The following is a 23212-nucleotide window of genomic DNA, read 5'->3' on the forward strand; positions in this document are numbered from 1 at the left end:
TTACTCCACCGTCACGGATTTGGCGAGGTTGCGGGGCTGGTCGACGTCCGTGCCCTTGGCCACCGCCGTGTGATAGGCCAGCAATTGCGCCGGGATCGCATAGAGGATCGGGGTCAGCGCGTCAGAGATGCGCGGCATCTCGATCGTGGTCCAGACCCCTTCGCTGGCTTCGCCCAACCCTTCGCTGTCGGAGATCAGGATCACCTTGCCCTTGCGTGCCATCACCTCCTGCATATTGCTGACGGTCTTGTCGAACAGCACATCGCGCGGGGCCATGACGATCACCGGCACCGCGTCATCCACCAGCGCGATGGGGCCGTGTTTCAACTCTCCAGATGCGTAAGCTTCGGCGTGTATATAGCTGATTTCCTTTAGTTTAAGCGCACCTTCCAACGCCAGCGGATACATCTGCCCGCGTCCCAGGAAAAGCACGTCCCGCGCTGTGGACAGCTTGCGGGCGGCGGCGCGCATCGCGTCGTTCTTGCCAAGCGCTGCGTTGATCACCCCCGGCAGGCTGCGCAGTGCGCTGAGGTGATCGGCAAAGGCTGCGTCATCCAGCGTGCCCCGGTCCCGCGCGGCTTTCAGCACCAGCAGGAACAGCACCGTCAACTGGCAGGTGAACGCCTTGGTGGAGGCAACGCCCACTTCGACACCCGCATAGATTGGCAGCGTCAGATCGCTTTCCCGCGCGATGGAGCTTTCGGGCACATTGACCACCGATGCGATGCTGCTGGCCTTGCCTTCGCAATAGCGCAATGCGGCCAGCGTATCCGCCGTTTCCCCCGATTGGCTGACGAAGATGGCCAGCGTGCGCTCAGGGATCGGCGGCTCACGGTAGCGGAATTCGGAGGCCACATCGACCTCAACCGGCAGACGCGCGATCTGTTCAAACCAGTATTTCGCTGTCAGGCAGGCATAGAAGGCCGTGCCGCAGGCGACCATGGTGATCCGGTCGATCTTGCTGAAATCCATGCCGCCGCCGGGCAGGGTAATGTCGTCAGAGGTGCCAATGTAGTGTTGCAGGGCCTGCCCAATCACGCCGGGCTGTTCGGCGATCTCCTTGGCCATGAAGTGTTTGTGGCCGCCTTTGTCGATCCGGGTGGCGTCGATCTGGATGGTGCGCACTTCGCGGTTGGCGATGGCGCCGCGCGCATCCGTGATCTCCACATCAGTGCGGGTGATCACGGCCATGTCGCCTTCCTCCAGATAGCTGATCCGGTCCGTGAGGGGCGACAGCGCAATCGCGTCGCTGCCGATGAACATCTCTCCCGCGCCATAGCCGATGGCCAGGGGGGAGCCTTTGCGCGCCGCGATCATCAGGTCTTCTTCCCCGTCAAAGAGGAACGCCAAGGCAAAGGCACCGTCCAGCCGCGCCACGGTCTGGCGTGCGGCCTCCACCGCAGAGGACCCCTGCGACATATAGTAATGCGTCAGCAGGGCGACGGTTTCGGTGTCTGTCTCCGTCTCGAAGGCAACGCCGTTGTCGGCAAGCTCCTCCCGCAATTCCCGGAAGTTTTCGATGATCCCGTTGTGCACCACGGCCACCGGGCCCGCCTTGTGCGGGTGCGCGTTGCCAATCGTGGGCGCGCCATGGGTGGCCCAGCGGGTGTGGCCGATCCCGGCCTTGCCCGCCAGCGGTTCATGCACCAGCAGATCGCTGAGGTTCACCAGCTTGCCCACGGCCCGCCGCCGGTCCAGCGCGCCGTTGTTGACCGTCGCAATTCCGGCGCTGTCATAGCCCCGATATTCGAGCCGTTTGAGCGCCTCAACAAGGATGGGAGCCACTTCGTTGTTGCCCAGGACCCCGATAATTCCACACATTTTCAGCTGCCTCTTTGTGCTCTGGCCTTTTTGGCCTTTAACATTTCGAACAATTTGCGGGCCATGCCCGGTTTTTCCACCTGTGGCGCGCGCGCCAGCGCCAGCGCGTCCGGCTCCACGTCCGAAGTGATCACCGACCCGCTGCCGGTCATCGCGCCATCGCCCACTGAAACAGGGGCCACCAGCATGGTGTTGGAGCCGATGAAAACCCGCTCTCCGATGTGGGTGTGATGTTTCATCACGCCGTCGTAGTTGCAGGTGATCGTGCCCGCACCGATATTGCTGCGCGCGCCGATATGCGCGTCGCCAATGTAGCTCAGGTGGTTGACCTTGGCCCCTTCGGCGATCTGGGCATTCTTGACTTCGACGAAATTGCCGATCCGCACGTCTTCGGCCAGTTCCGCACCGGGGCGCAGGCGGGCGTAGGGCCCGACAATCCCGCCACGTGAGACATGGCAGCCTTCCAGATGCGAAAAGGCGCGGATCGTGGCACCGCTTTCCACCGTGACGCCGGGGCCGAAAACCACGTTGGGCTCAACCAGCGTATCGCGGCCTATGACCGTGTCACGGCAGAGGAACACCGTTTCGGGCGCGGTGAGCGTCACACCGTCCTCCATCAGCGTGGCGCGGGCGCGGGCCTGAAACGCCGCATCCGCTTGTGCCAGATCCGCGCGGGAGTTCACGCCCATCGTTTCTTCCTCCGCGCAGGTCACGGCGGTGGCGGACAGGCCGCGGTCGCGGGCAATGCCGATGATGTCGGTGAGGTAATACTCAGAAGAGGCATTGTCGTTGCCCACGTCAGAGATCAGATCGAACAGCAGATCCGCGCGGGCCGCCACCACGCCGGAATTGCACAGGGTGATCGCACGTTCGGCTTCTGAGGCGTCCTTGTATTCCACAATCCGCTCCAGCGAGGCGCCTTGCAGGATCAAACGGCCATAGCGCGCAGGGTCTGCGGCTTCAAACCCCAGAACCACCACATCGTTGTCCGTCAACGCCTCCGCCATGCGGTTGAGCGTTTCGGCCTGAATGAAGGGCGTGTCGCCATAAAGCACCACCGCCATGCCATCAAATCCCGCCAGCGCCGGGGCGGCCTGGGCAACCGCATGGGCGGTGCCCAGCTGTTCGGTCTGCTCGACCACGATTGTCTCAGGGTCATGTTCGAGGGCGGCGGCGCGCACCTGATCGACGCCGTGGCCTGCGACCACGATGGTACGCTCAGGCGTCAGTGGCGCGCCCGAGGCCATCGCGTGCACCAGCATCGCTTCGCCTGCGATGGGATGCAGAACCTTGGGCAGGTCCGAGTTCATCCGCGTGCCTTTGCCTGCGGCCAGGATGATAAGTGCCGTTTTCATGTCTGTTCTCTTCTGCTCAGTCTTGCTTTCTCTTTACGCCCTTCGCACAAAGGCGCAAGGCGCGCGCCCATCAAACATGGTTGCGGGTTGCAACATCGGGCGTGTGCAAGGTGGCGGGGTTCCGCCGAAAGGGTGAGATGGGAAAGACGGTTGTATTCGATCTGGACGGCACGCTGGCCGACACCAGCGGCGATTTGATCGCGGCGGCCAACGCCTGTTTTCAGGACATGGGCGTGGGCGACATGCTGGACCCGGCCACCGATGCCGCAACCGCCCTGCGCGGTGGGCGGGCAATGCTGACGCTGGGGTTGGAGCGGCTGGACCGCGCGCGGGATGTGGCGACGCTTGATGCCTATTACCCCAGGTTGCTGGAGGCCTATGCGCGCGACATTGACACCCACACCGTCATGTACCCCGGTGCGATGGCAGCGGTGGAGGTGTTGAAGGCGGCGCGCTACCGCGTGGCGATCTGCACCAACAAGCCCGAAGGGCTGGCGGAACTGTTGCTGACCCGGTTGGGGGTGCGCACTGCTTTTGATGCGATGCTGGGGGCGGATACGTTGCCGGTGCGCAAACCTGACCCGGAGCACTTGTTCGAGACAGCCCGCCGCGCGGGCGGGGATCCGGCGTCTTGCCTGCTGGTGGGCGATACCCTTACAGACAGGGACACGGCAAAAGCCGCAGGCGTGCCCTGCGTGCTGGTCACCTTTGGCCCTGCGGGGGGCGATATGGCGGCACTGGAGCCGGAGGCGCTGTTGCAGGACTATGCGGACCTGCCGGGGCTTGTGGAAGATTTGATCGGAAAGGTTGCGTGATGTCGGACGTATTCAAAGGTAGTTTCACCCAGCAAGAGCCCATCCCGGAGGCGGCCATTGCAGCCGCCGTGGAGGTGATGCGTTCAGGCCGGTTGCACCGCTATAACACCGCTGAGGGCGAGATGGCGCAGACCGCCTTGCTGGAGCAGGAATTCGCCGCGATGGTGGGGTCGAAATACTGCCTTGCAGTGGCCTCGGGCGGCTATGCGATGGCCACGGCGCTGCGCGCGGTGGGGGTGAAGCCGGGCGATAAGGTGCTGACCAACACGTTTACGCTGGCCCCGGTGCCCGGCGCGATTGCGGCCGTGGGGGCCGTCCCGGTGTTTGTTGGCGTCACGGAAAATCTTGTGATTGATCTGGACGATCTGCGCGCCAAGGCGGATCAGGCCGATGTGCTGCTCTTGAGCCATATGCGCGGTCATCTGGCCGACATGGAGGCGCTGATGGCGATCTGTGATGCGGCAGGTGTGACCGTGATCGAGGATTGCGCGCATACCATGGGGGCCGCGTGGAAGGGCGTGCCGTCGGGGACGCAGGGGAAGGTGGGGTGTTACTCCTGCCAGACGTACAAACATGTGAACTCCGGCGAGGGAGGGTTGTTTGTCACCGATGATGCGGAGGTGGCGGCGCGCGCGATCATCCTGTCGGGGTCATATATGCTGTACGCGCGTCACGCGGCCGGGCCGCCCCCGGAAGCCTTTGCCAAGATCCGCTATGAGACACCCAATATTTCAGGCCGTATGGACAACTTGCGCGCCGCCATTCTGCGCCCGCAGTTGCAGGATTTGCAGACGCAGTGTGAGCGCTGGAATGCGCGATATTACGAGATTGAAAAGGGCTTGAGGGACACACCCGGTCTGCGGGTGATCGAGCGGCCCGAGGAGGAGACCATCGTGGGGTCTTCGATCCAATTCCTTTTGCTGGATTGGGGGGAGACCAAGGTGGCAGAGGTGCTGGCCCGTTGTGCGGCAAGGGGCGTGGAGTTGAAATGGTTCGGCGGCGCGGAGCCGGTGGGCTTCACCAGCCGCTATGACAGCTGGCGCTATGTGGATGCCCCCCGGATGCCAGCGAGCGACCGGGTTTTGGGTGGCATTATCGACATGCGCGTGCCGTTGACATTCTCGCTGGAGGATTGCGCGTTGATTGCGCGGATCATTCGGGCGGAGGTCAGTGCGGTCTATCAGGCGGCAGCGTGATGTGGCGGGCGTGATCTGAAGGAGCGGCTGCGCCGCATTACATTATTTGTTTGGCGCTGCGGGCTCATCATCCCAGAGGGTCTGACGCTGCCCTTGCGTGATCCCTTGTCTGGCATATGCCTGCCATCTTCCCAAGAAGAATAGTGGTCTCCCGCAAGCGGGTCCCTCCACGATTCTTCTTGGCAAGATGCCATCCACATGCCCGCCATGTGCTCAAGCAAGGGCAGCGTCAGACCAGAGATGACAGACAGGACGCTTGACCGGTGGCGGGGGTGGCGTTAAGTAATGAACAAGTGTTCAATAAATTGACCGGGGAGGGGATGCCATGTTCACCGCCAGCATGAAATTTGATCTGGGCGAAGATGTCGAGGCGATGCGCGAGATGGTGCACCGCTGGGCGCAGGAGCGGGTGAAGCCGTTGGCAGCCGAGCTGGACGCGAAGAATGAGTTTCCGTCAGAGCTGTGGAAAGAGATGGGCGAACTTGGTCTGCTGGGCATGACTGTTGAGGAGGAATTCGGCGGCTCCGGCATGGGCTATGTGGCCCATTTGGTGGCAGTGGAGGAAATCGGCCGGGTGTCGGCTTCGGTCTCTTTGTCGTACGGGGCGCATTCCAACCTTTGTGTGAACCAGATCAAGCTGAACGGCACCCAGGAGCAGAAGGAAAAATACCTGCCGCGCCTGTGTTCGGGCGAACATGTCGGCGCGCTGGCCATGTCAGAGGCGGGCGCTGGCAGTGATGTGGTGTCGATGAAGCTGAACGCCGAAAAGCGTAATGATCATTACCGCCTGAACGGCAACAAATACTGGATCACCAATGGGCCGGATGCCGATACGCTGGTGGTCTATGCCAAGACTGATCCGGATGCGGGCTCCAAGGGGATCACCGCGTTCTTGATTGAGAAAGAGATGAAGGGATTCTCCACCTCGCCCCATTTCGACAAGCTGGGGATGCGCGGGTCGAACACCGCAGAGTTGATCTTTGACGATTGTGAAGTGCCCTTTGAGAACGTGCTGGGCGAAGAAGGGCGCGGGGTTGCGGTGCTGATGTCCGGTCTGGATTATGAGCGGGTTGTGCTGTCGGGGGTGAACATCGGCATCATGGCGGGCTGTCTGGATGAAATCATGCCCTACATGGCCGAGCGGCGTCAGTTTGGCGAGCCGGTCGGGAATTTCCAGCTGATGCAGGGCAAGATGGCGGACATGTATACCTCGCTCAATTCCGCGCGGGCCTATGCCTATGAAGTGGCCAAGGCCTGCGACCGGGGGGACGTGACGCGGGCGGATGCGGCGGCTTGTGTACTTTACGCCAGCGAGGAAGGGATGAAAGTGGCCCATCAGGCGGTGCAGGCGATGGGTGGTGCGGGGTATCTGAACGACAATCCCGTCGGCCGGATGTTCCGCGATGCCAAGCTGATGGAGATCGGAGCGGGCACGTCGGAAATCCGGCGCATGCTGGTGGGCCGTGAGATGATGGCGGCGATGGGCTGAGGGCCGTGCCGCGCTGGCTGTGGTGGGCGCCCTTTGCGCTGCTGACGCTGGCGGGGGCGATCTACGTGTTTCGGTTGGGGCTGATTGCCGCGACGATCACGGAGACGGATGTGATCAACCGCTATGCGCAGGACTATGTAGAGGGTGCAGGTGCCGGGGCCGCGTTTGAGGATTGCCATGCCCGCCCTGCAGAGGACGAGCCGGGGATTTGGATTGTGGTGGTCTGTGTCGGGTCTGAAGGGCGGCAGAGCTATCACGTGAACCGTTTTGGCGGGTTGGAATACCGGGACCGTCCGGCACCCAACCGGACCGCGCCGCAGACCTGAGGAGGACGCGCAATGACATCACTGCCGGGTCTGACAGCAACGGGGGCTTGGGACGTGCCTGCGCGGCTGAACATGGCGGCGCAATGTCTGGCGCATCCGGTGGATCAGGTTGCGGTGAGTGATCTGACCGGAGGGGTGCGGCGGGATGTGACCTATGGTGCGCTGCACCGGATGGCTGATGGGATTGCGCGGGCACTGATGGCGCGGGTGGCGCGTGGCGACCGGGTCGGGGTTTTGCTGAGCCAGTCGCCATGGTGTGCGGCGGCCCATCTGGCGATCTGGAAAATCGGTTGCATTTCAGTGCCTTTGTTCAAGCTCTTCAAGCGCGACGCGCTGTCATCGCGGGTGGGCGATGCGGGCTGCGGGATTGTGTTGACCGACGCGGAAGGGGCGGCACTGCTGGGCGATCTGGCGGAGGCCTGGCTTGCGGATGAGGTTGGCTTGGACGGACCAGACGTGCCCTTTGCCGATACTGCTGCCGATGATCCTGCGGTGCTGATTTATACCTCTGGCACCACGGGCAGTCCTAAGGGCGCGTTGCATGGCCACCGGGTATTGACCGGGCATTTGCCCGGCGTGGCGATGAGCCATGACCATCTGGGCCAGCCCGGTGATTGTCTGTGGACGCCCGCGGATTGGGCCTGGATTGGCGGGTTGTTTGACGTGCTGATGCCCGGGCTGGCGTTGGGTGTGCCGGTGGTGGCTGCACGTATGGCGAAATTCAAAGTTGACAGCTGTCAACTTTTGGTTGTGGAGGGCGGGGTGCGGAATGTGTTCTTCCCGCCAACCGCGCTCAGGATGCTGAAAGCCGAAAGTGCGGTGATCCCCGGATTGCGGTCTGTGGCCAGCGGAGGGGAGCCTTTGGGGGCCGAGATGCTGGCCTGGGGACGTCAGGCGTTTGGGTTGGATATCAACGAGTTCTATGGGCAGACGGAGTGCAATATGGTGGCCTCGTCCTGCGGCGTGGATTTTGCCGCAAAGGCGGGCTGCATCGGCAAGGCGGTGCCGGGGCATGACGTGGCGGTGGTGGATGCGGCGGGTCAACCCACGCAGGCCGAAGGTGATGTCGCCGTGCGCCGGGGATCAGCGTCGATGATGCTGCGGTATTGGAACCGCCCCGAAGAGACAGCGCAGAAGTTTCGCGGGGACTGGATGGTGACCGGGGATCGCGGTGTGTGGGAGGGGGATTTCCTGCGCTTTGTGGGGCGCAAGGATGATGTGATTACGTCGGCGGGGTATCGCATTGGCCCGGCAGAGATTGAGGATTGCCTGCTGACCCATCCGGGCGTGGCGACCTGCGGGGTTGTGGGCAAGCCGGATGCTTTGCGCACAGAAGTGGTGAAGGCCTATGTAGTGCGCAAACCGGGGGCTTCGGTGCGCGCGAAAGACTTGCAGGATTGGGTGAAGGATCGGCTGGCAAGTTATTCTTATCCAAGGGAAATTGCGTTTCTGGAGGCACTGCCGATGACGGTGACGGGGAAAGTGATACGGCGGGAGTTGAAAGCAATGGCCGTGGCGGAGGGCCCAGAATGACCATGCCCTCCACAAAGCTGCGATCACAGGTGCGCGGACGCGACAACCTGATGGGCGTCCGACCACAACACGCGACCTGGATCAGTGGCGCGCCGTTCGGAAATTGGCAGGCCAATATCGTTGAGCAGCCAAGCCAGGTAGCGCCCTTGAGACACAGGCCGACATGCCGTCGCGCGAAACCAGCAAACGCCGCTGATCCGGGCCTTCCGGTCAGGCCGATACTGCGTCCGCATCGGCGGGTTCAGCGTGATGTTGAACCAGTCAAGGACACGCCGCATTTCATGCACCTGCCACAGGGCGTGCAGGTCGGGGCGGTCGTACCAGACATCAAGCGCGGCGCAAAAGACGCCTTGGTTGCACCGCGCCTCCGCATCGCGGACGGTCGATTCAAATCGGATATACATAGGGATGTTCTGCGCGGGGCGCAGACCTTTCTTTGCAGACAAAAGACGAAACGGGATTGGGCTGAACACGCGGTGCGGTTCAGATCAGGTTTCAGCCGGTGGTCAGTGCAAAGAAAAACATGTCAGCCTCGAAACGGCGGTGTACGGAATGCGCGTGCTATAACGAAAAATCCGCAAGATCAAGTATTTGATGGGCCGCTTGAAATCCGGCTGCGGGCCGGAGGCCATCGGGGAAGCCGCATGGCGATGCGGCTTCCCCGGCACGCCGGGCAGGTGTCAGAATCGCACCACATAGGCCAGGTTGACGACATAGGGATCAATCTCGGCCTTGCCGATGGGCGCACCGTTCAGGGAGACGTCAGAGTCGATGTCGATCCAGCGCAGGTTGGCGCGCAGGGCAGAGCCGTTCTCGAATTCGTAATCCAGTCCGATCTGAAGGGACACGCCAAAGCTGTCATCGAGTTCAAGAGTGCCAAGGGGCGATTCCTCCTCAAAGAAGGCGGTGTAGTTCAGCCCGGCACCGACATAGGGCTTCCACGGGCTGTTGGTCGGGAAGTGATAGTTCAGCGACAGGGTTGGCGGCAGATGTTTGGTTGTCCCGGCATAGCCCACACCGGCGATGTTGATGCTGTGCTCGAACGGGGTGGCGGCGAGCAATTCGATGCCGAGATTGTCGCGGATGAAGTATTCTGCGGTGATGGTGGGCCTCAGATCATCGCCGATGCTGGCCCGACCGCCTGCCAAGGTCCCATTGCCGGACTTCGGCATGACCGACCCGAGCCCGAAACCGAAGGTCAGATCGCCTTGCGACTGCGCGGTGGCCGAGGTTGCGGCAGCGGCGGCGAGGAAGAGGGCGAGAAGGGTGGATTTCATGGGTCTGCTCCAGTTCAGATTGACAGCGCCATGATAGGCTACGCCGCAGCGCAGCGATTTGATATGTATCAAGACTGGTCGTCGTTTCTTCAAAAAAATCAGACACTCGGTAACAACGCTGCAGGTGCGGCGTGAAAGGACGTTTATGAAACTGCATTCACAGGCCCTTCCGTCTTCCGAAGCCTTCAAGGCCAACGAAGCGGCCCATCTCGACGCACTGGCAGAGATCGACGCGGCTGCGCAGGCAGCGGCGCTGGGCGGGGGCGAGAAATCCCGCGCGCGGCATGAAAGCCGCGGCAAGATGCTGCCGCGGGAGCGGGTGGCGAACCTGCTGGATCCCGGATCGCCGTTTCTGGAAGTGGGGGCTGTCGCGGCGCACGGGCTTTATGGCGGGGCGGCGCCCTGTGCGGGTGTGATTGCGGGCGTTGGCTGCGTCGCGGGGCAGGACGTGATGGTCATCTGCAACGATGCCACGGTCAAAGGCGGCACCTACTACCCCATGACGGTAAAGAAACACTTACGGGCGCAGGAGATTGCTGAGGAGAACAATCTGCCCTGCGTCTATCTTGTGGACAGTGGCGGCGCCAACCTGCCCAATCAGGATGAGGTCTTTCCGGACCGCGATCACTTTGGCCGGATTTTCTACAATCAGGCGCGGATGAGCGCCAAGGGCATCCCGCAGATTGCGGTCGTGATGGGGTCCTGTACGGCAGGCGGGGCCTACGTGCCTGCGATGTCGGATGTGACGATCATCGTGAAGGAACAGGGGACGATTTTTCTGGCCGGGCCGCCGCTGGTGAAAGCGGCGACGGGGGAAGTCGTCTCGGCCGAAGATCTGGGCGGCGGGGATGTGCACACGCGCCTGTCGGGGGTGGCGGATTATCTGGCGGAGGATGATGCCCATGCGCTGGCCTTGGCGCGGCGTGCTGTAGGGGCTTTGAACCGGGCGAAGCCGAGCACGGTGCAGTGGCAGCCGTCGCAGGAGCCTGCCTATGATCCGGCAGAGATCTTGGGCGTGGTGCCCAGCGATCTGCGCACGCCCTATGACATCCGCGAGGTGATCGCGCGGCTGGTGGATGGGTCGTACTTTGATGAATTCAAGCCACGGTTCGGGGAGACCTTGGTGACGGGGTTTGCCCATGTGAAGGGCTGCCCGGTGGGGATCGTGGCCAACAACGGCGTGCTCTTTTCCGAGAGCGCGCAGAAGGGTGCGCATTTTGTGGAACTCTGTTCACAGCGCAATATCCCTTTGGTTTTCTTGCAGAATATCAGCGGGTTCATGGTGGGGCAGAAGTATGAAAACGAAGGCATTGCGCGGCACGGGGCCAAGATGGTCACGGCGGTGGCTTGCACCAATGTGCCCAAGATCACGATGCTGGTGGGCGGCTCTTTCGGGGCTGGAAACTATGGCATGGCGGGGCGGGCCTATCAGCCGCGGTTCATGTGGACCTGGCCAAACTCCCGGATTTCGGTGATGGGCGGGCCGCAGGCGGCGGGCGTGTTGGCCACGGTCAAACGCGACGCGCTGGAACGGGCGGGCGAGAGTTGGAGTGCCGAGGAGGAAGCGGCCTTCAAGCAGCCGACGATTGATATGTTCGAAGAGCAGTCTCATCCGCTGTATGCGTCTTCGCGGTTGTGGGACGACGGGGTGATTGATCCACGCAAATCGCGGGATGTGCTGAGCCTGAGCCTGCGGGCGAGTTTGAATGCGCCGATTGAGGAGACGAAGTTTGGGGTGTTTCGGATGTGATCGGCGTGCGGCTTGTTTTGCAGGCGTCGGGGAATTCGGGGCTCTGCCCCGGACCCCGGGATATTTTTGGAGAAAAGATGGGGGTGAGGGATGTTTGAACGGATTTTGATTGCCAATAGGGGCGAGATTGCCTGTCGGGTGATGGAGACGGCACGGGGCATGGGGGTGTCTTGTGTGGCGGTGTATTCGGATGCGGATCGGGACGCCAAGCACGTCGCCATGGCGGATATGGCGGTGCATATTGGCGGGTCGGCGCCGTCGGATTCGTATCTGCGGGGGGATGTGATCCTTCAGGCGGCCTTGGACACAGGCGCGCAGGCGATCCATCCAGGCTATGGATTCTTGTCGGAGAATCCGGATTTTGTCGACGCGGTGGAGCAGGCGGGGTTGGTGTTTATCGGGCCATCGGCGGATGCGATCCGGGCGATGGGTCTGAAAGACGCGGCCAAGGCGTTGATGGTCGAGGCGGGTGTGCCGGTGGTGCCGGGGTATCATGGGAGCGATCAGGACGATGCGTTGCTGGCCGGGGAGGCGGGCAAGATTGGCTATCCGGTGTTGATCAAGGCGGTGGCCGGGGGCGGCGGCAAGGGGATGCGGTTGGTCGAGGAGGCGGATGGCTTTCAGGCGGCCTTGGATTCTGCGCGGTCGGAGGCGCAGACGGCCTTTGGCAATCGGGATGTGTTGGTGGAGAAGTTTGTTTCCAGCCCGAGGCACATTGAGGTGCAGGTGTTTGGAGACGGGGAACAGGCCGTGCATCTGTTTGAGCGGGATTGTTCGTTGCAGCGGCGGCATCAGAAAGTGATCGAGGAAGCGCCCGCACCCGGTATGACCGAAGAGATGCGCAGCGCCATGGGGGAGGCGGCAGTCCGCGCGGCGGAGGCGATTGGCTACAAAGGGGCGGGCACGGTTGAGTTTATCGTCGATGGCTCGGACGGGCTGAAACCGGATGGGTTCTTCTTCATGGAGATGAACACGCGGTTGCAGGTGGAGCATCCGGTGACCGAAGCGATCACGGGGGTCGATCTGGTTGAGTGGCAGCTGCGGGTTGCCGCCGGAGAGGCGCTGCCCTGCGCGCAGGAGGATTTGAGCATTGCGGGGCATGCGTTTGAGGCGCGGCTCTATGCCGAAGATGTCCCTGCGGGGTTCTTGCCTGCGACCGGGACTTTGACCGATTTGTCCTTTGCCCCTGGCACACGGGCCGATGCCGGGGTGCGGGCGGGTGATGTGATTTCGCCCTTTTACGATCCGATGATCGCCAAGGTCATCGTGCATGGCCCCACGCGGGACGTGGCCCTGGCCAAGCTGCGCGCGGCGCTGAACGGCTGTCAGGTTGGCGGCACGGTGACCAATCTGGCGTTTCTGGGGGCGCTGGCCGCCCATGCGGGGTTTGGCCGGGGCGCGGTCGACACGGGGTTGATCGCGCGGGACATCGAGGCTTTGACCGTGGTGCCAGAGATTGAGCCGCGCCATGTGGCGCTGGCCGGGATGGCGGCGTTGGATCTGCTGGAGCCGCACGGTCAGACGGGCTTTGCGCTCTGGGCGCCGTTGGTGCGGTCGGTGGTCCTGCGCTATGGGGGCGCGGAGCATGGGGTCAAGGTGCGTGTTGTGGGACCCATGCGGCAGGTCTGGTCGGTGGGCGAGGCAGAAGTTGAAGCGGTGCGGCAGGGGGCGGCGTGGATCATTGGGGGTCAGAAAGCCGCAACCGTTGCGGCGGTGAACGGTGTTGTGACTGTGTTTGAACGCTATGGCCTTGTGTTCGACGTCGTGGATCCGCTGGACCGGGCTGCGGGTGCTGTGGGAGATGGCAATGTGATCGAGGCGCCGATGCCGGGGCTGGTACGGTCCGTGGATGCCGTTGTGGGGCAGGCGGTGGCCAAGGGCGACCGGTTGGCGGTGCTGGAGGCGATGAAGATGGAACACGCCTTGCTGGCCGCGCGCGACGGGGTTGTGGCGGAAGTGCTGGCGGTGGCTGGCGATCAGGTGGAAGCGGGTGCCGCACTGGTGCGGCTTGAGGCGGAAGAGCAGGGGGTGGCGGCGTGAGCGTGACCGGGATGATGATGGGGCGTGTGATGGGTGAAATCACCCATCCTACGGAGGCTGACGCATGATCACGCTGCATCATTGTCCGCAGACGCGGTCCATGCGGACCTTGTGGTTGCTGCATGAGCTGGACGTGGCCTTTCGCATCCATCTGCATTCCTTTGACCGCTCCCTGCGCGATCCTGAATACCTGAGCCTGTCGCCTGCGGGCCGCGTGCCTGCCTTGGAAATCGACGGCGAGCGGATGTTCGAGACGGGGGCGATCACCGCGTATCTGTGTGAACGCTTCAGCCCGGAGCGGTTGGGTCGGATGCCCGGCAGCCCGGACCGGATGGCCTGGCTTGTCTGGGTGCATTTCGCCGAGACGCTCAGCCAGCATACGGCGGCCCTGACCCAGCAGCACGTGGCGCTGCGCGAGGACCATCAGCGCAGCCCCATCGTGATGAAGCTGGAAGCGGCACGGGTGGGCAAATGCTTTGACGCCATCGAGGCGCGGCTGAGCACACCGGTGGAGAATCGCGACTATCTGCTGACCTCGGGGTTTTCGGCGGCGGATATTTCTGTGGGGCAGGCGGTTTACATGTCGCGGTTTTTCGTCACCTTGGACCGGCACCCGGCGCTGGCCGAGTGGTATGCGCGGATCACCGAGCGGGCGGGCTTTCAGCAGAGCCTGCCGCAGGACGGGGGGATATATGACAAGGACTTCTATGCGCCCTGGCCCATTATGTGATCTGCTGCAGCGCAGGAATTTTCAGAACACAAAAGGGCGGATGCGATGAGTTTGGGACCATGTGAGATTTTCGAGGTCGGCCCGCGTGACGGGTTGCAGAACGAGGCGCGGGAAATCCCGGTGGCGGAGAAGATCGCGCTGGTGGACAAACTGTCGGACGCAGGCTTTCGGCGGATTGAATGCGCCTCTTTCGTCAGCCCCAAGTGGGTGCCGCAGATGGCGGGATCGGCGGAGGTGCTGACAGGCATCCGGCGTGCGAGCGGCGTGCGCTATGCGGCATTGACGCCCAACATGCGCGGGTATGATGACGCGCTGGCGGCCAGGGCCGATGAGATCGCGGTGTTCGGCTCAGCCTCGGAAGGGTTCAGCCAGAAGAACATCAACGCCTCCATTGCCGAATCCCTGGCGCGGTTTGAGCCAATTCTGGAAGCCGCGCGGCATCTGGATATTCCGGTGCGCGGCTATGTGTCCTGTGTGATTGAATGCCCTTATGATGGGGCCGTGGCGCCGAGCGCAGTGGCAGAGGTGGCGGATAAGCTCTTTGCGATGGGCTGCTATGAGGTGTCGCTGGGCGATACCATCGGAGCGGGTACGCCCGACAGCATTGCGCGGATGCTGCTGGCGGTGCGGGATGTGGTGCCGGTGGGGCGGCTGGCAGGCCATTACCATGACACCCATGGCCGGGCGATGGACAACATTGATGCTTCTCTGGCGCTGGGCGTGCGGGTGTTTGATGCAGCTGTGGGCGGCTTGGGCGGATGTCCCTTTGCGCCAGGTGCGGCGGGGAATGTCGCCACGGAGGCGGTCAATGCGCATCTGAACGCGCTCACCTATGAGACCGGGCTGGATCAGGCGGTGCTGGAGGAAGCGGCAGAGATGGCGCGCGCGATGCGGGGGTAGACGGAATTTTCGAAAATTCCGGTTAAAATCCTTGGAAGAAATTTGGGAGCTTGAGGCGGATGTTTGAAACGATCTCGATTGCCGTGGATTCGCGCGGGGTGGCCACCCTGACGCTGGACCGCGCGGACAAACACAACGCGATGTCGGCGCAGATGCTCGCGGAGCTGACGCAGGCGGCGGGTGATCTGGGGGCGGATGAAGCGGTGCGGGTGGTGATCCTGGCCGCTGCCGGGCGCACGTTCTGCGCGGGGGGCGATCTGGGCTGGATGCGTGACCAGATGGGGATGGACGCGGCCACGCGGGCAGCGGAGGCAGGTAAACTTGCCACCATGCTGGGGGCGCTGAACCGCCTGCCCAAGCCGCTGATTGGGCGGTTGCAGGGCAATGCTTTCGGGGGTGGGGTCGGCATGGCGTCGGTCTGCGATGTGGCGATCGGGGTGGACAGCCTGAAGATGGCGCTGACGGAGACGAAGCTGGGCATCATTCCCGCCACCATCGGACCTTACGTGATTGCCCGTATGGGTGAAGGGCGCGCGCGGCGGGTGTTCATGTCTGGCCGGGTCTTTGGTGCTGCTGAAGCGGTCGATCTGGGACTGCTGGCGCGGGCTGTCGCGGCTGACGCGCTGGATGCGGCGGTGGAGGCCGAAGTGGCTCCCTATCTGGCCTGCGCGCCGGGGGCTGTGGCGGCGGCCAAGAAGCTGGCGCAGGATCTGGGCGGCATGGCCAACCAAGAGGCTGTGGCGATGTCGATTGACGCACTGGCCGCGCGGTGGGAGACCGATGAAGCCGCCGAAGGGATCGGCGCGTTTTTCGACAAACGCAAGGCGAACTGGGTGGTGTGAGCGCTGCGTGTCAGGCTGCGGGCTGTGATGTGACGGGTGGCGCGCTCCGGTTTGGCGGATCGCTGGGGGGCTTTTGCCATCGGCTGGTCAGCGCCTTGAAGATCATAAGGAGCGCCCACAAGGCGCCACCATAAAGGACGATCTGAACGCTCAACACCGGCGCGATAAGGATCATCCACCCCCAGCTTTCCGGCCCCATCGCCACCCCCAGCATGACCACGCAGGCAAGCGCGATCAAGGGGGAGGCTTTGAACAGCCGGGTCGCAAATCTGTGGATCAAGGCGGCGGAGTAAGTGCTGAGCCGGTAGAGGTTGAACCGCGTCTGTACCGCGACAAGCGCCAGGATCACAAAGGGCCAGGCAAGCGCGCCTGCCAGCAGCACAAGATCGCTCTTATCCCATGATTGCGTGGATGGGATCGCGATTGCCGCACAGGTCAGACCCGCCAATGCAACCACAATCTGCAGCGCTGTAAGGCTGAGACCGCCGGCGACCCGCAGGGGTGCGCGGCTTTTCGTGCGCCACTCGACGGACCGGGCTGCGGTGGCGGCAGAGGCCACGCCGGGGCGTAAACGGCGCGCGCCTGAGCGGAAGATGCGCATCATTCCAGCACCTCCCGCCGTGAAGATCGCAGCACCCGAGCGGACGGCCCCGGCGGCGGCAGTTTTCCACTCGATGGCTTTCACGGCCTGTAGCCGTTTAAACTGACGCAGGATGGATGCGTGTTTGCGCCACAGGTGAAACATCGTAAAGGGTGCGCTGATGAGAAAAACAAGCAGACAGAGACCGCCTGACAGCTCAACCACCGTGTCGAGAATGAACCGCTGCGACAACCAAAAGCGCAGGAACCGCGATGTGAGATAGGCTGCCCCTGACAAGGCGGCAACGCGCGGGGACAGGGCGGTGAAGGATGCAAAAGCGCTATTCATGGCCTCTGTATGGAGGATCAATTGGCGGAAATTGCGGCGTCATCTTGTTGAGCAGGCGGTCGGGGCATAGGCGCGCGGCGTTCAGCGCCTGCGATGGCCCGCGCAGGGCATGCAGTCATGGGGCCAGCGGAAAAAGAGGGGCGCGGAACGCAGGTTGGTTCAGGTGGATTTCAGCATCTTGTCCAGCGCCGAAGACACATCGCGGATGTTGACAAGACCGGCATTCGACTGCGCTTGCAGCGTGCGCAGCATCGACACTTTCATTTCCCGCGCAGAGCGGTCCACAGGCGGGCTCAAAGGGGCCTCGGACGGTTCAGGCCGCCGGACGCGGATGCCTTTGGCATCTGACAACTTGCCCACAGGCCGTCCCTGTGCGCGCTGATAGGCGTGCAGGCCCAAAAGAGCCGATGAAATTACTGGTTTTTCAGTCATTTTGGCAACCATCCCCCGATGTGATGAAGAGCATCGCCATTGAGGGGCATAAATGCAAATTCTTTCCTTATCTCTGCCGCAATTTTGCCCTAGATTTTCTCATTCCGCGACCAATCGCGGGGAACAAACCGTAATCATTGCGGAATTGGAAACGACACGCGGGCATGACGCCGGGTGCCGGTTCAGCGATTCGCGTCATGCGTGAAAAATGGCGGAGGTTTTTCACTGTGGATGCGCGCTTGTCTTTGGCGCGTGGGACAGTCTGAATCGCGAACCGGATGCCGATCACAATGCGCCCGGCCGGATCGGGAAAGGTGTCAGGCCTGAGCGCCGGTGGTCCGTGGTCGGGTAAGCGTGAAAGGGAGGGGCCAGGTGCCTGCGATCTCTGCCCCGCCGGAGCGGTAATTGGGGTGAACAAACAAGATGCGCATGGACTTCTCTCCCCGTGTGTTTGAGATTTAAGGCGCGCATCGTGTGAACTTACCTTGACACAACTCAGATTTGACCTCTGACCCAGGGGGGAGAGCGCGCCGCGCGCCGTTCGGTTCCCGTTGACCCCGCCTGCGGCCGGCGATAAACCCGTCCCAACGCGATGCGCGGGCAACCCTGCACAAAAGGAGCCTCCCTTTGGACGACATGCTACGAGAATATCTGCCGATCCTTGTATTTCTGGCCGTGGCCATTGGATTTGGCCTGATCCTGATCCTTGCCGCCGTTGTGGTGGCCGTGCGCAACCCGGACCCCGAAAAGGTGTCTGCCTATGAGTGCGGGTTCAACGCCTTTGACGATGCGCGCATGAAGTTCGACGTGCGGTTTTATCTGGTGTCGATCCTGTTCATCATCTTCGATCTGGAGATTGCATTCCTCTTCCCCTTCGCCGTCGCTTTCAAGGACATCTCCATGGTGGGGTTCTGGTCGATGATGGTGTTCCTCGCCGTGTTGACGGCTGGATTTGCCTATGAGTGGAAAAAAGGCGCGCTTGAGTGGCAATAGGCCACGCCGTGCATTTCATTGAAAAACCGTCCCTCGGGGCGGTTTTTTTGTGTTTTGGGCCCCGCGTTTGAGGGGCGCGCATCACATCGGATCAGCATCGCTGAAATCCCTGCGTTTTCACGGGTCAGGGCAATCTTGTCGCGTTGACCCTTGGGCTGCGCTGGGCTACACCCGTTCCGACCCGCGCGGTCCCGCTGTGGGGCCCCGCAGATGACAAAAACCTTGGAGCCAAGGCACATATGTCCGTAGCCACTTCCCCCAATGCTGCTGGTGCCGACCGCGATGTCGCCACGCAGGAGCTGAACGCGGCCTTGCAGGACAAGGGTTTCCTTGTCACCTCGACCGCCGACATCATCAACTGGGCCCGCACCGGGTCGCTGCACTGGATGACCTTCGGGTTGGCCTGTTGCGCGGTTGAAATGATGCACACCTCGATGCCGCGCTATGATCTGGAACGCTTCGGCACGGCCCCGCGCGCCTCTCCGCGCCAGTCGGATCTGATGATCGTGGCCGGCACGCTGACCAACAAGATGGCGCCTGCGCTGCGCAAGGTCTACGACCAGATGCCGGAGCCGCGCTATGTGATCTCCATGGGCTCCTGCGCCAATGGGGGCGGGTATTATCACTACAGCTATTCCGTGGTGCGCGGCTGTGACCGGATTGTGCCGGTGGACGTCTATGTGCCCGGCTGCCCACCCACGGCGGAGGCGCTGCTCTATGGTATCTTGCAGCTTCAACGCAAGATGCGGCGGACCGGAACGATTGTGCGCTAAAGCGCGTAAGGGACAAATATGACCGAACAACTGCAAGAGCTTGGTGCCTACATCGAAGCCAAACGCCCCGATTGCGTGCTGGGCTGGGATGTGACGCAGGATGAGCTGAACCTTGATGTGACCTTGGGCAACATCGCGGGGCTGGTGGAGTTTCTCAAGGGCGATCCGACCTGCCGGTTTTCCACGCTGGTGGACATCACGGCGGTGGATTACGCAGGCCGCGCGAAACGCTTTGACGTCGTCTATCACCTGCTGAGCATGTACCAAAACCATCGCATCCGCATCCGGGTCGCCACGCGGGAAAAGGACATGGTGCCCTCGCTCGTGGATGTGCACCCCTCTGCCAACTGGTTCGAACGGGAAGTCTTCGACATGTTCGGCATCCTGTTTTCGGGCCACCCCGACCTGCGGCGGATCCTCACCGACTATGGTTTCCGCGGCTATCCGCTGCGCAAGGATTTCCCGACCACAGGCTACACCGAAGTCCGCTATGATGAGGCGCAAAAGCGCGTGGTGTATGAACCTGTATCCTTGGTGCAGGAATACCGCCAGTTTGACTTCATGTCCCCCTGGGAGGGGGCGGAGTACATCCTGCCCGGTGACGACAAGGCCGAGGAGGCCAAGGGCTGATGGCGATGCAAGGCACATGTCTTTGCGGGGCCTGTAGCTTTACCGCTGAGCTGGGGTCTGAAGGCGCTGGCATCTGCCATTGCGGCATGTGCCGCAAGTGGAGCGGCGGTGTGTACCTGTCGGTCGACTGCGGCAACTCTGTTGTCTTTGGCGAAGGCGCACCTGTGGGGTCATACAAAGGCTCCGACTGGGGCGAGCGGGTGTTTTGCAAGACCTGCGGATCGTCGATCCTGTGGCAGACGCAGGACGGTAACAATCAGCACGTGTCGATCCAGTGCTTTGAAAACCCCGCGTCTTTCGATCTGGGTGTTGAGATTTTCATTGATCGCAAACCGTCAAACTATGCTCTTGCAGGGGATCGCAAGACGATGACCGAAGCGGAAGTGATGGCGATGTTTGCATCTGGCGCGGAGGGGACGTGATGGGTGGATTTGTTTGGCTGCTGACCGCATTGACGGCCATTCCGATGATCAAATTGCTGCCGCACTTCGGCATCAACAAATATTGGGCGGCGCTGTGTCTGGTGCCCCTTGGTCCGGTTGTCCTGCTGTGGTGGATGGGCCTCAAGCTGCAAGAATTGGAGAGGTTGTGATGATTGGGCTTCTGGAAGAGTTGATTGCCGGTCTGTTTGGCAAGCGCCAAGAGCAGCCCATTCGCGTCCGCGTGGACGAGGACGACAAGAGAAACCCGTTTGGGGAGCGTAAATGATGGACGGCGATATTCGCACCAACACCTATGATGACGGCTCCACCGACGCGGTGACGGGTGAGCAGAAGATCCGCAATTTCAACATCAACTTCGGCCCGCAACACCCTGCCGCGCATGGTGTTTTGCGTCTGGTGCTTGAGCTGGACGGTGAGATCGTGGAGCGCTGCGATCCGCACATCGGCCTGCTGCACCGGGGCACCGAGAAGTTGATGGAAAGCCGCACGTATCTGCAAAACCTGCCGTATTTCGACCGGCTGGATTACGTGGCCCCGATGAATCAGGAACACGCATGGTGTCTGGCGATTGAGAAGCTGACGGGCACGGTCGTGCCGCGCCGCGCCAGCCTCATCCGGGTGCTGTTTTGTGAGATTGGCCGGGTGCTCAACCACCTGCTGAATGTCACGACGCAGGCTTTGGACGTGGGCGCGCTGACCCCGCCGCTCTGGGGCTTTGAAGAGCGTGAAAAGCTGATGGTGTTCTATGAACGGGCATGCGGTGCGCGTCTGCACGCGGCCTACTTCCGCCCCGGTGGTGTGCATCAGGACCTGCCCGAGGAATTGATCGACGATATCGAGACCTGGGCCAATGAATTCCCCGATTTGTTGGACGACATCGACGGGCTGCTCACGGAAAACCGGATTTTCAAACAGCGCAACGTCGACATCGGCGTGGTGAACGAGCAGGAAATCCTCGACTACGGATTTTCTGGCGTGATGGTACGCGGATCGGGTCTGGCTTGGGATTTGCGTCGCGCGCAACCCTATGAATGTTATGACGAATTCGAGTTTCAGGTGCCTGTGGGCAAGAATGGCGATTGCTTTGATCGCTACCTCTGCCGCATGGAAGAGATGCGCCAGGCGGTGCACATCATCCATCAGGCGATAGCCAAGCTGCGCGCGCCGGACGGCAAGGGTGATGTGCTGGCGCGGGGCAAGATCACGCCGCCCAGCCGCACCGCGATGAAGACGGATATGGAAAGCCTGATCCACCACTTCAAACTCTACACCGAAGGCTTCCACGTGCCTGCCGGTGAGGTTTACTGCGCCGTTGAGGCCCCCAAGGGCGAATTCGGCGTCTATCTGGTGGCCGATGGATCGAACAAACCCTACCGCGCCAAGATCCGCGCACCGGGGTTCCTGCATTTGCAGGCGATGGATCATATCTCCAAAGGGCACCAACTGGCGGATGTGGCGGCGATCATTGGCACGATGGACGTGGTGTTTGGGGAGATTGATCGGTGAGTGCTGCGCAAACGTCTCTCGAAGGAGCAGTTTTGGGTTGGATCTTCTATGTGATGCCCTTGTTGGTTGTCGCCGCACTTATCTCCGCTTTCTTGCGTAGGTGGAAATTATTTTTGGCGATTACCTGTGTACTAGTAGCGTCCCTCGCTTGGTTTATGGCTTGGATCCCATCCGGACAAGCATATTAGAGGCCAATAACCATGGAAAGAATTCGCTGTCTTCGAGTTTCAGATAACACTTCCTTCAGAGGCTCCTGCGCCGTTCATGCGAACAGAAAGTCGAACTAATGCTACGCCGTCTCCACCCCGAACAACCTGACACCTTCGCCTTCACCCCCGCCAATCAGGCATGGGCCGAAGCGCAGATGACCAAGTACCCCAAAGGCCGCCAAGCCTCGGCCATCATTCCGCTCTTGTGGCGTGCGCAGGAGCAGGAGGGGTGGCTCTCCCGTCCGGCGATTGAACATGTGTCCGAGATGCTCGGCCTCGCTTATATCCGGGGTCTCGAAGTCGCCACGTTCTACTTCATGTTCCAGCTGCAACCGGTTGGTTCCGTGGCACATATCCAGATTTGCGGCACCACCACCTGCATGATCTGCGGCGCCGAAGATCTCGTGTCTGTCTGCAAGGAGCGCATTGCGCAAAACCCGCATGAATTGTCAGCGGATGGCAAATTCTCATGGGAAGAGGTGGAATGCCTCGGCGCTTGCGCCAATGCCCCCATGGCGCAGATCGGCAAGGACTATTACGAAGACCTGACGGCCGAAAACTTCGGCAAACTGCTGGACGCGCTGGCAAAAGGCGACGTGCCGGTGCCGGGACCTCAGCAAGGGCGCTATGCGGCGGAGCCTGCCTCCGGGCTGACCAGCCTCACGCAGCATGACAGCGGCAAAACACGCTACAATGCCAGCGCGCAACTGGCCGTGGACATCGGCGATACCGTCAAACGCATTGACGGGACCGAAGTGCCGCTGCTGGCTCCGTGGCAGGGCAAACCCGGTAAGGCGGCGAATGCAGCGGCAAAACCGAAGAAGGCTGCTCCCGCAAAAACACCGGCGAAAGCTGCGGCAGCCGCAGCGGAAACCCCGGCCAAGGGCCCCGGCAAGAAACCCCGCACCATGAAGGCCCCGCGCAAATCCGGCGCGGATGATCTCAAGCTGATCAAGGGTGTTGGGCCGAAACTGGAAACCATGCTACAGGGGATGGGCTTTTTCCATTTCGACCAGATCGCGAAATGGGGTGCTGCCGAAGTGGCCTGGGTCGATGAAAACCTTGAAGGCTTCAAAGGCCGGGTGTCCCGCGACAATTGGGTGGATCAGGCGCAAAAACTTGCCGCGGGCGAAGAAACCGCCTTTGCTGCAAAGGCCCGTAAAGACGGGCGCTACGACGGCGAGTCCTGATCGGCGCGCCGCACCACCAGAGGGGATATGAAGA

23 protein-coding genes are annotated in these 23212 nt (G+C 61.9%); 17 read left to right on the forward strand and 6 right to left on the reverse strand.

Translation table 11 applies throughout. The features are described from left to right. Nucleotides 1-1821, reverse strand: a complete 1821-nt coding sequence (gene glmS, locus Q1A91_RS06565; RefSeq protein WP_299874645.1) for a glutamine--fructose-6-phosphate transaminase (isomerizing) — start codon at nt 1819-1821, stop codon at nt 1-3. A gap of 2 nt (nt 1822-1823) precedes the next feature. After that, nucleotides 1824-3176: a bifunctional UDP-N-acetylglucosamine diphosphorylase/glucosamine-1-phosphate N-acetyltransferase GlmU gene (gene glmU, locus Q1A91_RS06570; protein ID WP_299874648.1), complete on the reverse strand. Its 1353-nt coding sequence runs from the start codon at nt 3174-3176 to the stop codon at nt 1824-1826. Between the two features lie 137 nt (nt 3177-3313). Between glmU and Q1A91_RS06575 the strand changes: the two genes are divergently transcribed. The 5 genes from Q1A91_RS06575 to Q1A91_RS06595 all read left to right on the forward strand — a co-directional run bounded on the left by Q1A91_RS06575 (nt 3314) and on the right by Q1A91_RS06595 (nt 8535). Beyond that, entirely contained in the window at nt 3314-3991 is a 678-nt protein-coding gene (locus tag Q1A91_RS06575) for an HAD-IA family hydrolase (RefSeq protein ID WP_299874652.1), read from the forward strand. After that, the gene (locus tag Q1A91_RS06580) at nt 3991-5187 is read left to right on the forward strand and encodes an aminotransferase class I/II-fold pyridoxal phosphate-dependent enzyme (protein ID WP_299874655.1); all 1197 of its coding nucleotides are present in this window, start codon (nt 3991-3993) and stop codon (nt 5185-5187) included. The genes Q1A91_RS06575 and Q1A91_RS06580 overlap by 1 nt, the downstream gene beginning before the upstream one ends. A 325-nt stretch (nt 5188-5512) precedes the next feature. Continuing rightward, entirely contained in the window at nt 5513-6676 is a 1164-nt protein-coding gene (locus Q1A91_RS06585; RefSeq protein WP_299874658.1) for an isovaleryl-CoA dehydrogenase, read from the forward strand. Between the two features lie 5 nt (nt 6677-6681). Further along, on the forward strand, nt 6682-7002 hold the full coding sequence (locus Q1A91_RS06590) for a hypothetical protein (RefSeq protein ID WP_299874661.1): 321 nt from the start codon (nt 6682-6684) through the stop codon (nt 7000-7002). A gap of 12 nt (nt 7003-7014) precedes the next feature. Continuing rightward, nucleotides 7015-8535 carry an AMP-binding protein gene (locus tag Q1A91_RS06595; protein WP_299874664.1) on the forward strand — a complete coding sequence of 507 codons (1521 nt, stop codon included), beginning with the start codon at nt 7015-7017 and terminating at the stop codon, nt 8533-8535. 23 nt (nt 8536-8558) lie between these two features. On the opposite strand, the gene Q1A91_RS06600 is transcribed toward Q1A91_RS06595, so the two are convergent. Together Q1A91_RS06600 and Q1A91_RS06605 are read right to left on the reverse strand one after the other, a co-directional pair. Further along, on the reverse strand, nt 8559-8939 hold the full coding sequence (locus tag Q1A91_RS06600) for a hypothetical protein (protein ID WP_299874667.1): 381 nt from the start codon (nt 8937-8939) through the stop codon (nt 8559-8561). A 276-nt stretch (nt 8940-9215) separates the two neighbouring features. Then, nucleotides 9216-9812, reverse strand: coding sequence for an OmpW family outer membrane protein (locus tag Q1A91_RS06605; RefSeq protein ID WP_299874669.1), 597 nt, complete (start codon nt 9810-9812; stop codon nt 9216-9218). Between the two features lie 145 nt (nt 9813-9957). Here Q1A91_RS06605 and Q1A91_RS06610 point away from each other — a divergent pair, with 145 nt between their 5' ends. The 5 genes from Q1A91_RS06610 to Q1A91_RS06630 all read left to right on the forward strand — a co-directional run bounded on the left by Q1A91_RS06610 (nt 9958) and on the right by Q1A91_RS06630 (nt 16074). Further along, complete coding sequence (locus tag Q1A91_RS06610) at nt 9958-11562, forward strand: carboxyl transferase domain-containing protein (protein WP_299874672.1); 1605 nt, start codon at nt 9958-9960, stop codon at nt 11560-11562. Between the two features lie 90 nt (nt 11563-11652). Next, on the forward strand, nt 11653-13602 hold the full coding sequence (locus tag Q1A91_RS06615) for a biotin carboxylase N-terminal domain-containing protein (RefSeq protein WP_299874675.1): 1950 nt from the start codon (nt 11653-11655) through the stop codon (nt 13600-13602). A 64-nt stretch (nt 13603-13666) separates the two neighbouring features. Then, nucleotides 13667-14332, forward strand: coding sequence for a glutathione S-transferase family protein (locus Q1A91_RS06620; RefSeq protein WP_299874678.1), 666 nt, complete (start codon nt 13667-13669; stop codon nt 14330-14332). Between the two features lie 45 nt (nt 14333-14377). Beyond that, nucleotides 14378-15232, forward strand: coding sequence for a hydroxymethylglutaryl-CoA lyase (locus tag Q1A91_RS06625; protein WP_299874681.1), 855 nt, complete (start codon nt 14378-14380; stop codon nt 15230-15232). Nucleotides 15233-15291: 59 nt separating this feature from the next. Beyond that, nucleotides 15292-16074, forward strand: coding sequence for a crotonase/enoyl-CoA hydratase family protein (locus Q1A91_RS06630; protein ID WP_299874684.1), 783 nt, complete (start codon nt 15292-15294; stop codon nt 16072-16074). Between the two features lie 10 nt (nt 16075-16084). Here the strand turns inward: Q1A91_RS06630 and Q1A91_RS06635 are convergent, their stop codons facing one another. Both Q1A91_RS06635 and Q1A91_RS06640 read right to left on the reverse strand, forming a co-directional pair. Continuing rightward, on the reverse strand, nt 16085-17002 hold the full coding sequence (locus tag Q1A91_RS06635) for a hypothetical protein (protein ID WP_299874687.1): 918 nt from the start codon (nt 17000-17002) through the stop codon (nt 16085-16087). Between the two features lie 159 nt (nt 17003-17161). Further along, nucleotides 17162-17434 carry a hypothetical protein gene (locus tag Q1A91_RS06640; protein WP_299874689.1) on the reverse strand — a complete coding sequence of 91 codons (273 nt, stop codon included), beginning with the start codon at nt 17432-17434 and terminating at the stop codon, nt 17162-17164. A gap of 627 nt (nt 17435-18061) precedes the next feature. On the opposite strand from Q1A91_RS06640, the gene Q1A91_RS06645 reads away from it, so the two are divergent. From Q1A91_RS06645 to nuoE, 7 genes are all read left to right on the forward strand, one after another. Next, nucleotides 18062-18427 carry an NADH-quinone oxidoreductase subunit A gene (locus Q1A91_RS06645; protein ID WP_299874694.1) on the forward strand — a complete coding sequence of 122 codons (366 nt, stop codon included), beginning with the start codon at nt 18062-18064 and terminating at the stop codon, nt 18425-18427. A gap of 239 nt (nt 18428-18666) precedes the next feature. Beyond that, nucleotides 18667-19200, forward strand: a complete 534-nt coding sequence (locus Q1A91_RS06650) for an NADH-quinone oxidoreductase subunit B family protein (RefSeq protein WP_299874697.1) — start codon at nt 18667-18669, stop codon at nt 19198-19200. Nucleotides 19201-19218: 18 nt separating this feature from the next. Then, nucleotides 19219-19830 (forward strand): NADH-quinone oxidoreductase subunit C, encoded by a 612-nt coding sequence (locus tag Q1A91_RS06655; protein WP_299874700.1) that lies wholly within the window; start codon nt 19219-19221, stop codon nt 19828-19830. After that, on the forward strand, nt 19830-20252 hold the full coding sequence (locus Q1A91_RS06660) for a GFA family protein (protein ID WP_299874703.1): 423 nt from the start codon (nt 19830-19832) through the stop codon (nt 20250-20252). Before Q1A91_RS06655 ends, Q1A91_RS06660 begins: the two co-directional genes overlap by 1 nt. Further along, entirely contained in the window at nt 20252-20422 is a 171-nt protein-coding gene (locus tag Q1A91_RS06665; protein WP_299874706.1) for a hypothetical protein, read from the forward strand. The genes Q1A91_RS06660 and Q1A91_RS06665 overlap by 1 nt, the downstream gene beginning before the upstream one ends. A 112-nt stretch (nt 20423-20534) precedes the next feature. Continuing rightward, complete coding sequence (locus tag Q1A91_RS06670; protein WP_299874707.1) at nt 20535-21779, forward strand: NADH-quinone oxidoreductase subunit D; 1245 nt, start codon at nt 20535-20537, stop codon at nt 21777-21779. A gap of 286 nt (nt 21780-22065) precedes the next feature. After that, nucleotides 22066-23178 (forward strand): NADH-quinone oxidoreductase subunit NuoE, encoded by a 1113-nt coding sequence (gene nuoE, locus Q1A91_RS06675; protein WP_299874709.1) that lies wholly within the window; start codon nt 22066-22068, stop codon nt 23176-23178. Nucleotides 23179-23212 lie beyond the last annotated feature (34 nt).

The sequence above is a fragment of the uncultured Sulfitobacter sp. genome (assembly GCF_947500075.1).
Taxonomy (GTDB): Bacteria; Pseudomonadota; Alphaproteobacteria; order Rhodobacterales; family Rhodobacteraceae; genus Sulfitobacter.

Bases quoted from the DNA above. Each gene is read 5' to 3' on its own strand.
- glmS (WP_299874645.1), bottom strand. From the start codon at position 1,821: ATGTGTGGAATTATCGGGGTCCTGGGCAACAACGAAGTGGCTCCCATC.
- glmU (WP_299874648.1), bottom strand. From the start codon at position 3,176: ATGAAAACGGCACTTATCATCCTGGCCGCAGGCAAAGGCACGCGGATG.
- Q1A91_RS06575 (WP_299874652.1), top strand. From the start codon at position 3,314: ATGGGAAAGACGGTTGTATTCGATCTGGACGGCACGCTGGCCGACACC.
- Q1A91_RS06580 (WP_299874655.1), top strand. From the start codon at position 3,991: ATGTCGGACGTATTCAAAGGTAGTTTCACCCAGCAAGAGCCCATCCCG.
- Q1A91_RS06585 (WP_299874658.1), top strand. From the start codon at position 5,513: ATGTTCACCGCCAGCATGAAATTTGATCTGGGCGAAGATGTCGAGGCG.
- Q1A91_RS06595 (WP_299874664.1), top strand. From the start codon at position 7,015: ATGACATCACTGCCGGGTCTGACAGCAACGGGGGCTTGGGACGTGCCT.
- Q1A91_RS06600 (WP_299874667.1), bottom strand. From the start codon at position 8,939: ATGTATATCCGATTTGAATCGACCGTCCGCGATGCGGAGGCGCGGTGC.
- Q1A91_RS06605 (WP_299874669.1), bottom strand. From the start codon at position 9,812: ATGAAATCCACCCTTCTCGCCCTCTTCCTCGCCGCCGCTGCCGCAACC.
- Q1A91_RS06610 (WP_299874672.1), top strand. From the start codon at position 9,958: ATGAAACTGCATTCACAGGCCCTTCCGTCTTCCGAAGCCTTCAAGGCC.
- Q1A91_RS06615 (WP_299874675.1), top strand. From the start codon at position 11,653: ATGTTTGAACGGATTTTGATTGCCAATAGGGGCGAGATTGCCTGTCGG.
- Q1A91_RS06620 (WP_299874678.1), top strand. From the start codon at position 13,667: ATGATCACGCTGCATCATTGTCCGCAGACGCGGTCCATGCGGACCTTG.
- Q1A91_RS06625 (WP_299874681.1), top strand. From the start codon at position 14,378: ATGAGTTTGGGACCATGTGAGATTTTCGAGGTCGGCCCGCGTGACGGG.
- Q1A91_RS06630 (WP_299874684.1), top strand. From the start codon at position 15,292: ATGTTTGAAACGATCTCGATTGCCGTGGATTCGCGCGGGGTGGCCACC.
- Q1A91_RS06635 (WP_299874687.1), bottom strand. From the start codon at position 17,002: ATGAATAGCGCTTTTGCATCCTTCACCGCCCTGTCCCCGCGCGTTGCC.
- Q1A91_RS06640 (WP_299874689.1), bottom strand. From the start codon at position 17,434: ATGACTGAAAAACCAGTAATTTCATCGGCTCTTTTGGGCCTGCACGCC.
- Q1A91_RS06650 (WP_299874697.1), top strand. From the start codon at position 18,667: ATGTCCGTAGCCACTTCCCCCAATGCTGCTGGTGCCGACCGCGATGTC.
- Q1A91_RS06655 (WP_299874700.1), top strand. From the start codon at position 19,219: ATGACCGAACAACTGCAAGAGCTTGGTGCCTACATCGAAGCCAAACGC.
- Q1A91_RS06660 (WP_299874703.1), top strand. From the start codon at position 19,830: ATGGCGATGCAAGGCACATGTCTTTGCGGGGCCTGTAGCTTTACCGCT.
- Q1A91_RS06665 (WP_299874706.1), top strand. From the start codon at position 20,252: ATGGGTGGATTTGTTTGGCTGCTGACCGCATTGACGGCCATTCCGATG.
- Q1A91_RS06670 (WP_299874707.1), top strand. From the start codon at position 20,535: ATGATGGACGGCGATATTCGCACCAACACCTATGATGACGGCTCCACC.
- nuoE (WP_299874709.1), top strand. From the start codon at position 22,066: ATGCTACGCCGTCTCCACCCCGAACAACCTGACACCTTCGCCTTCACC.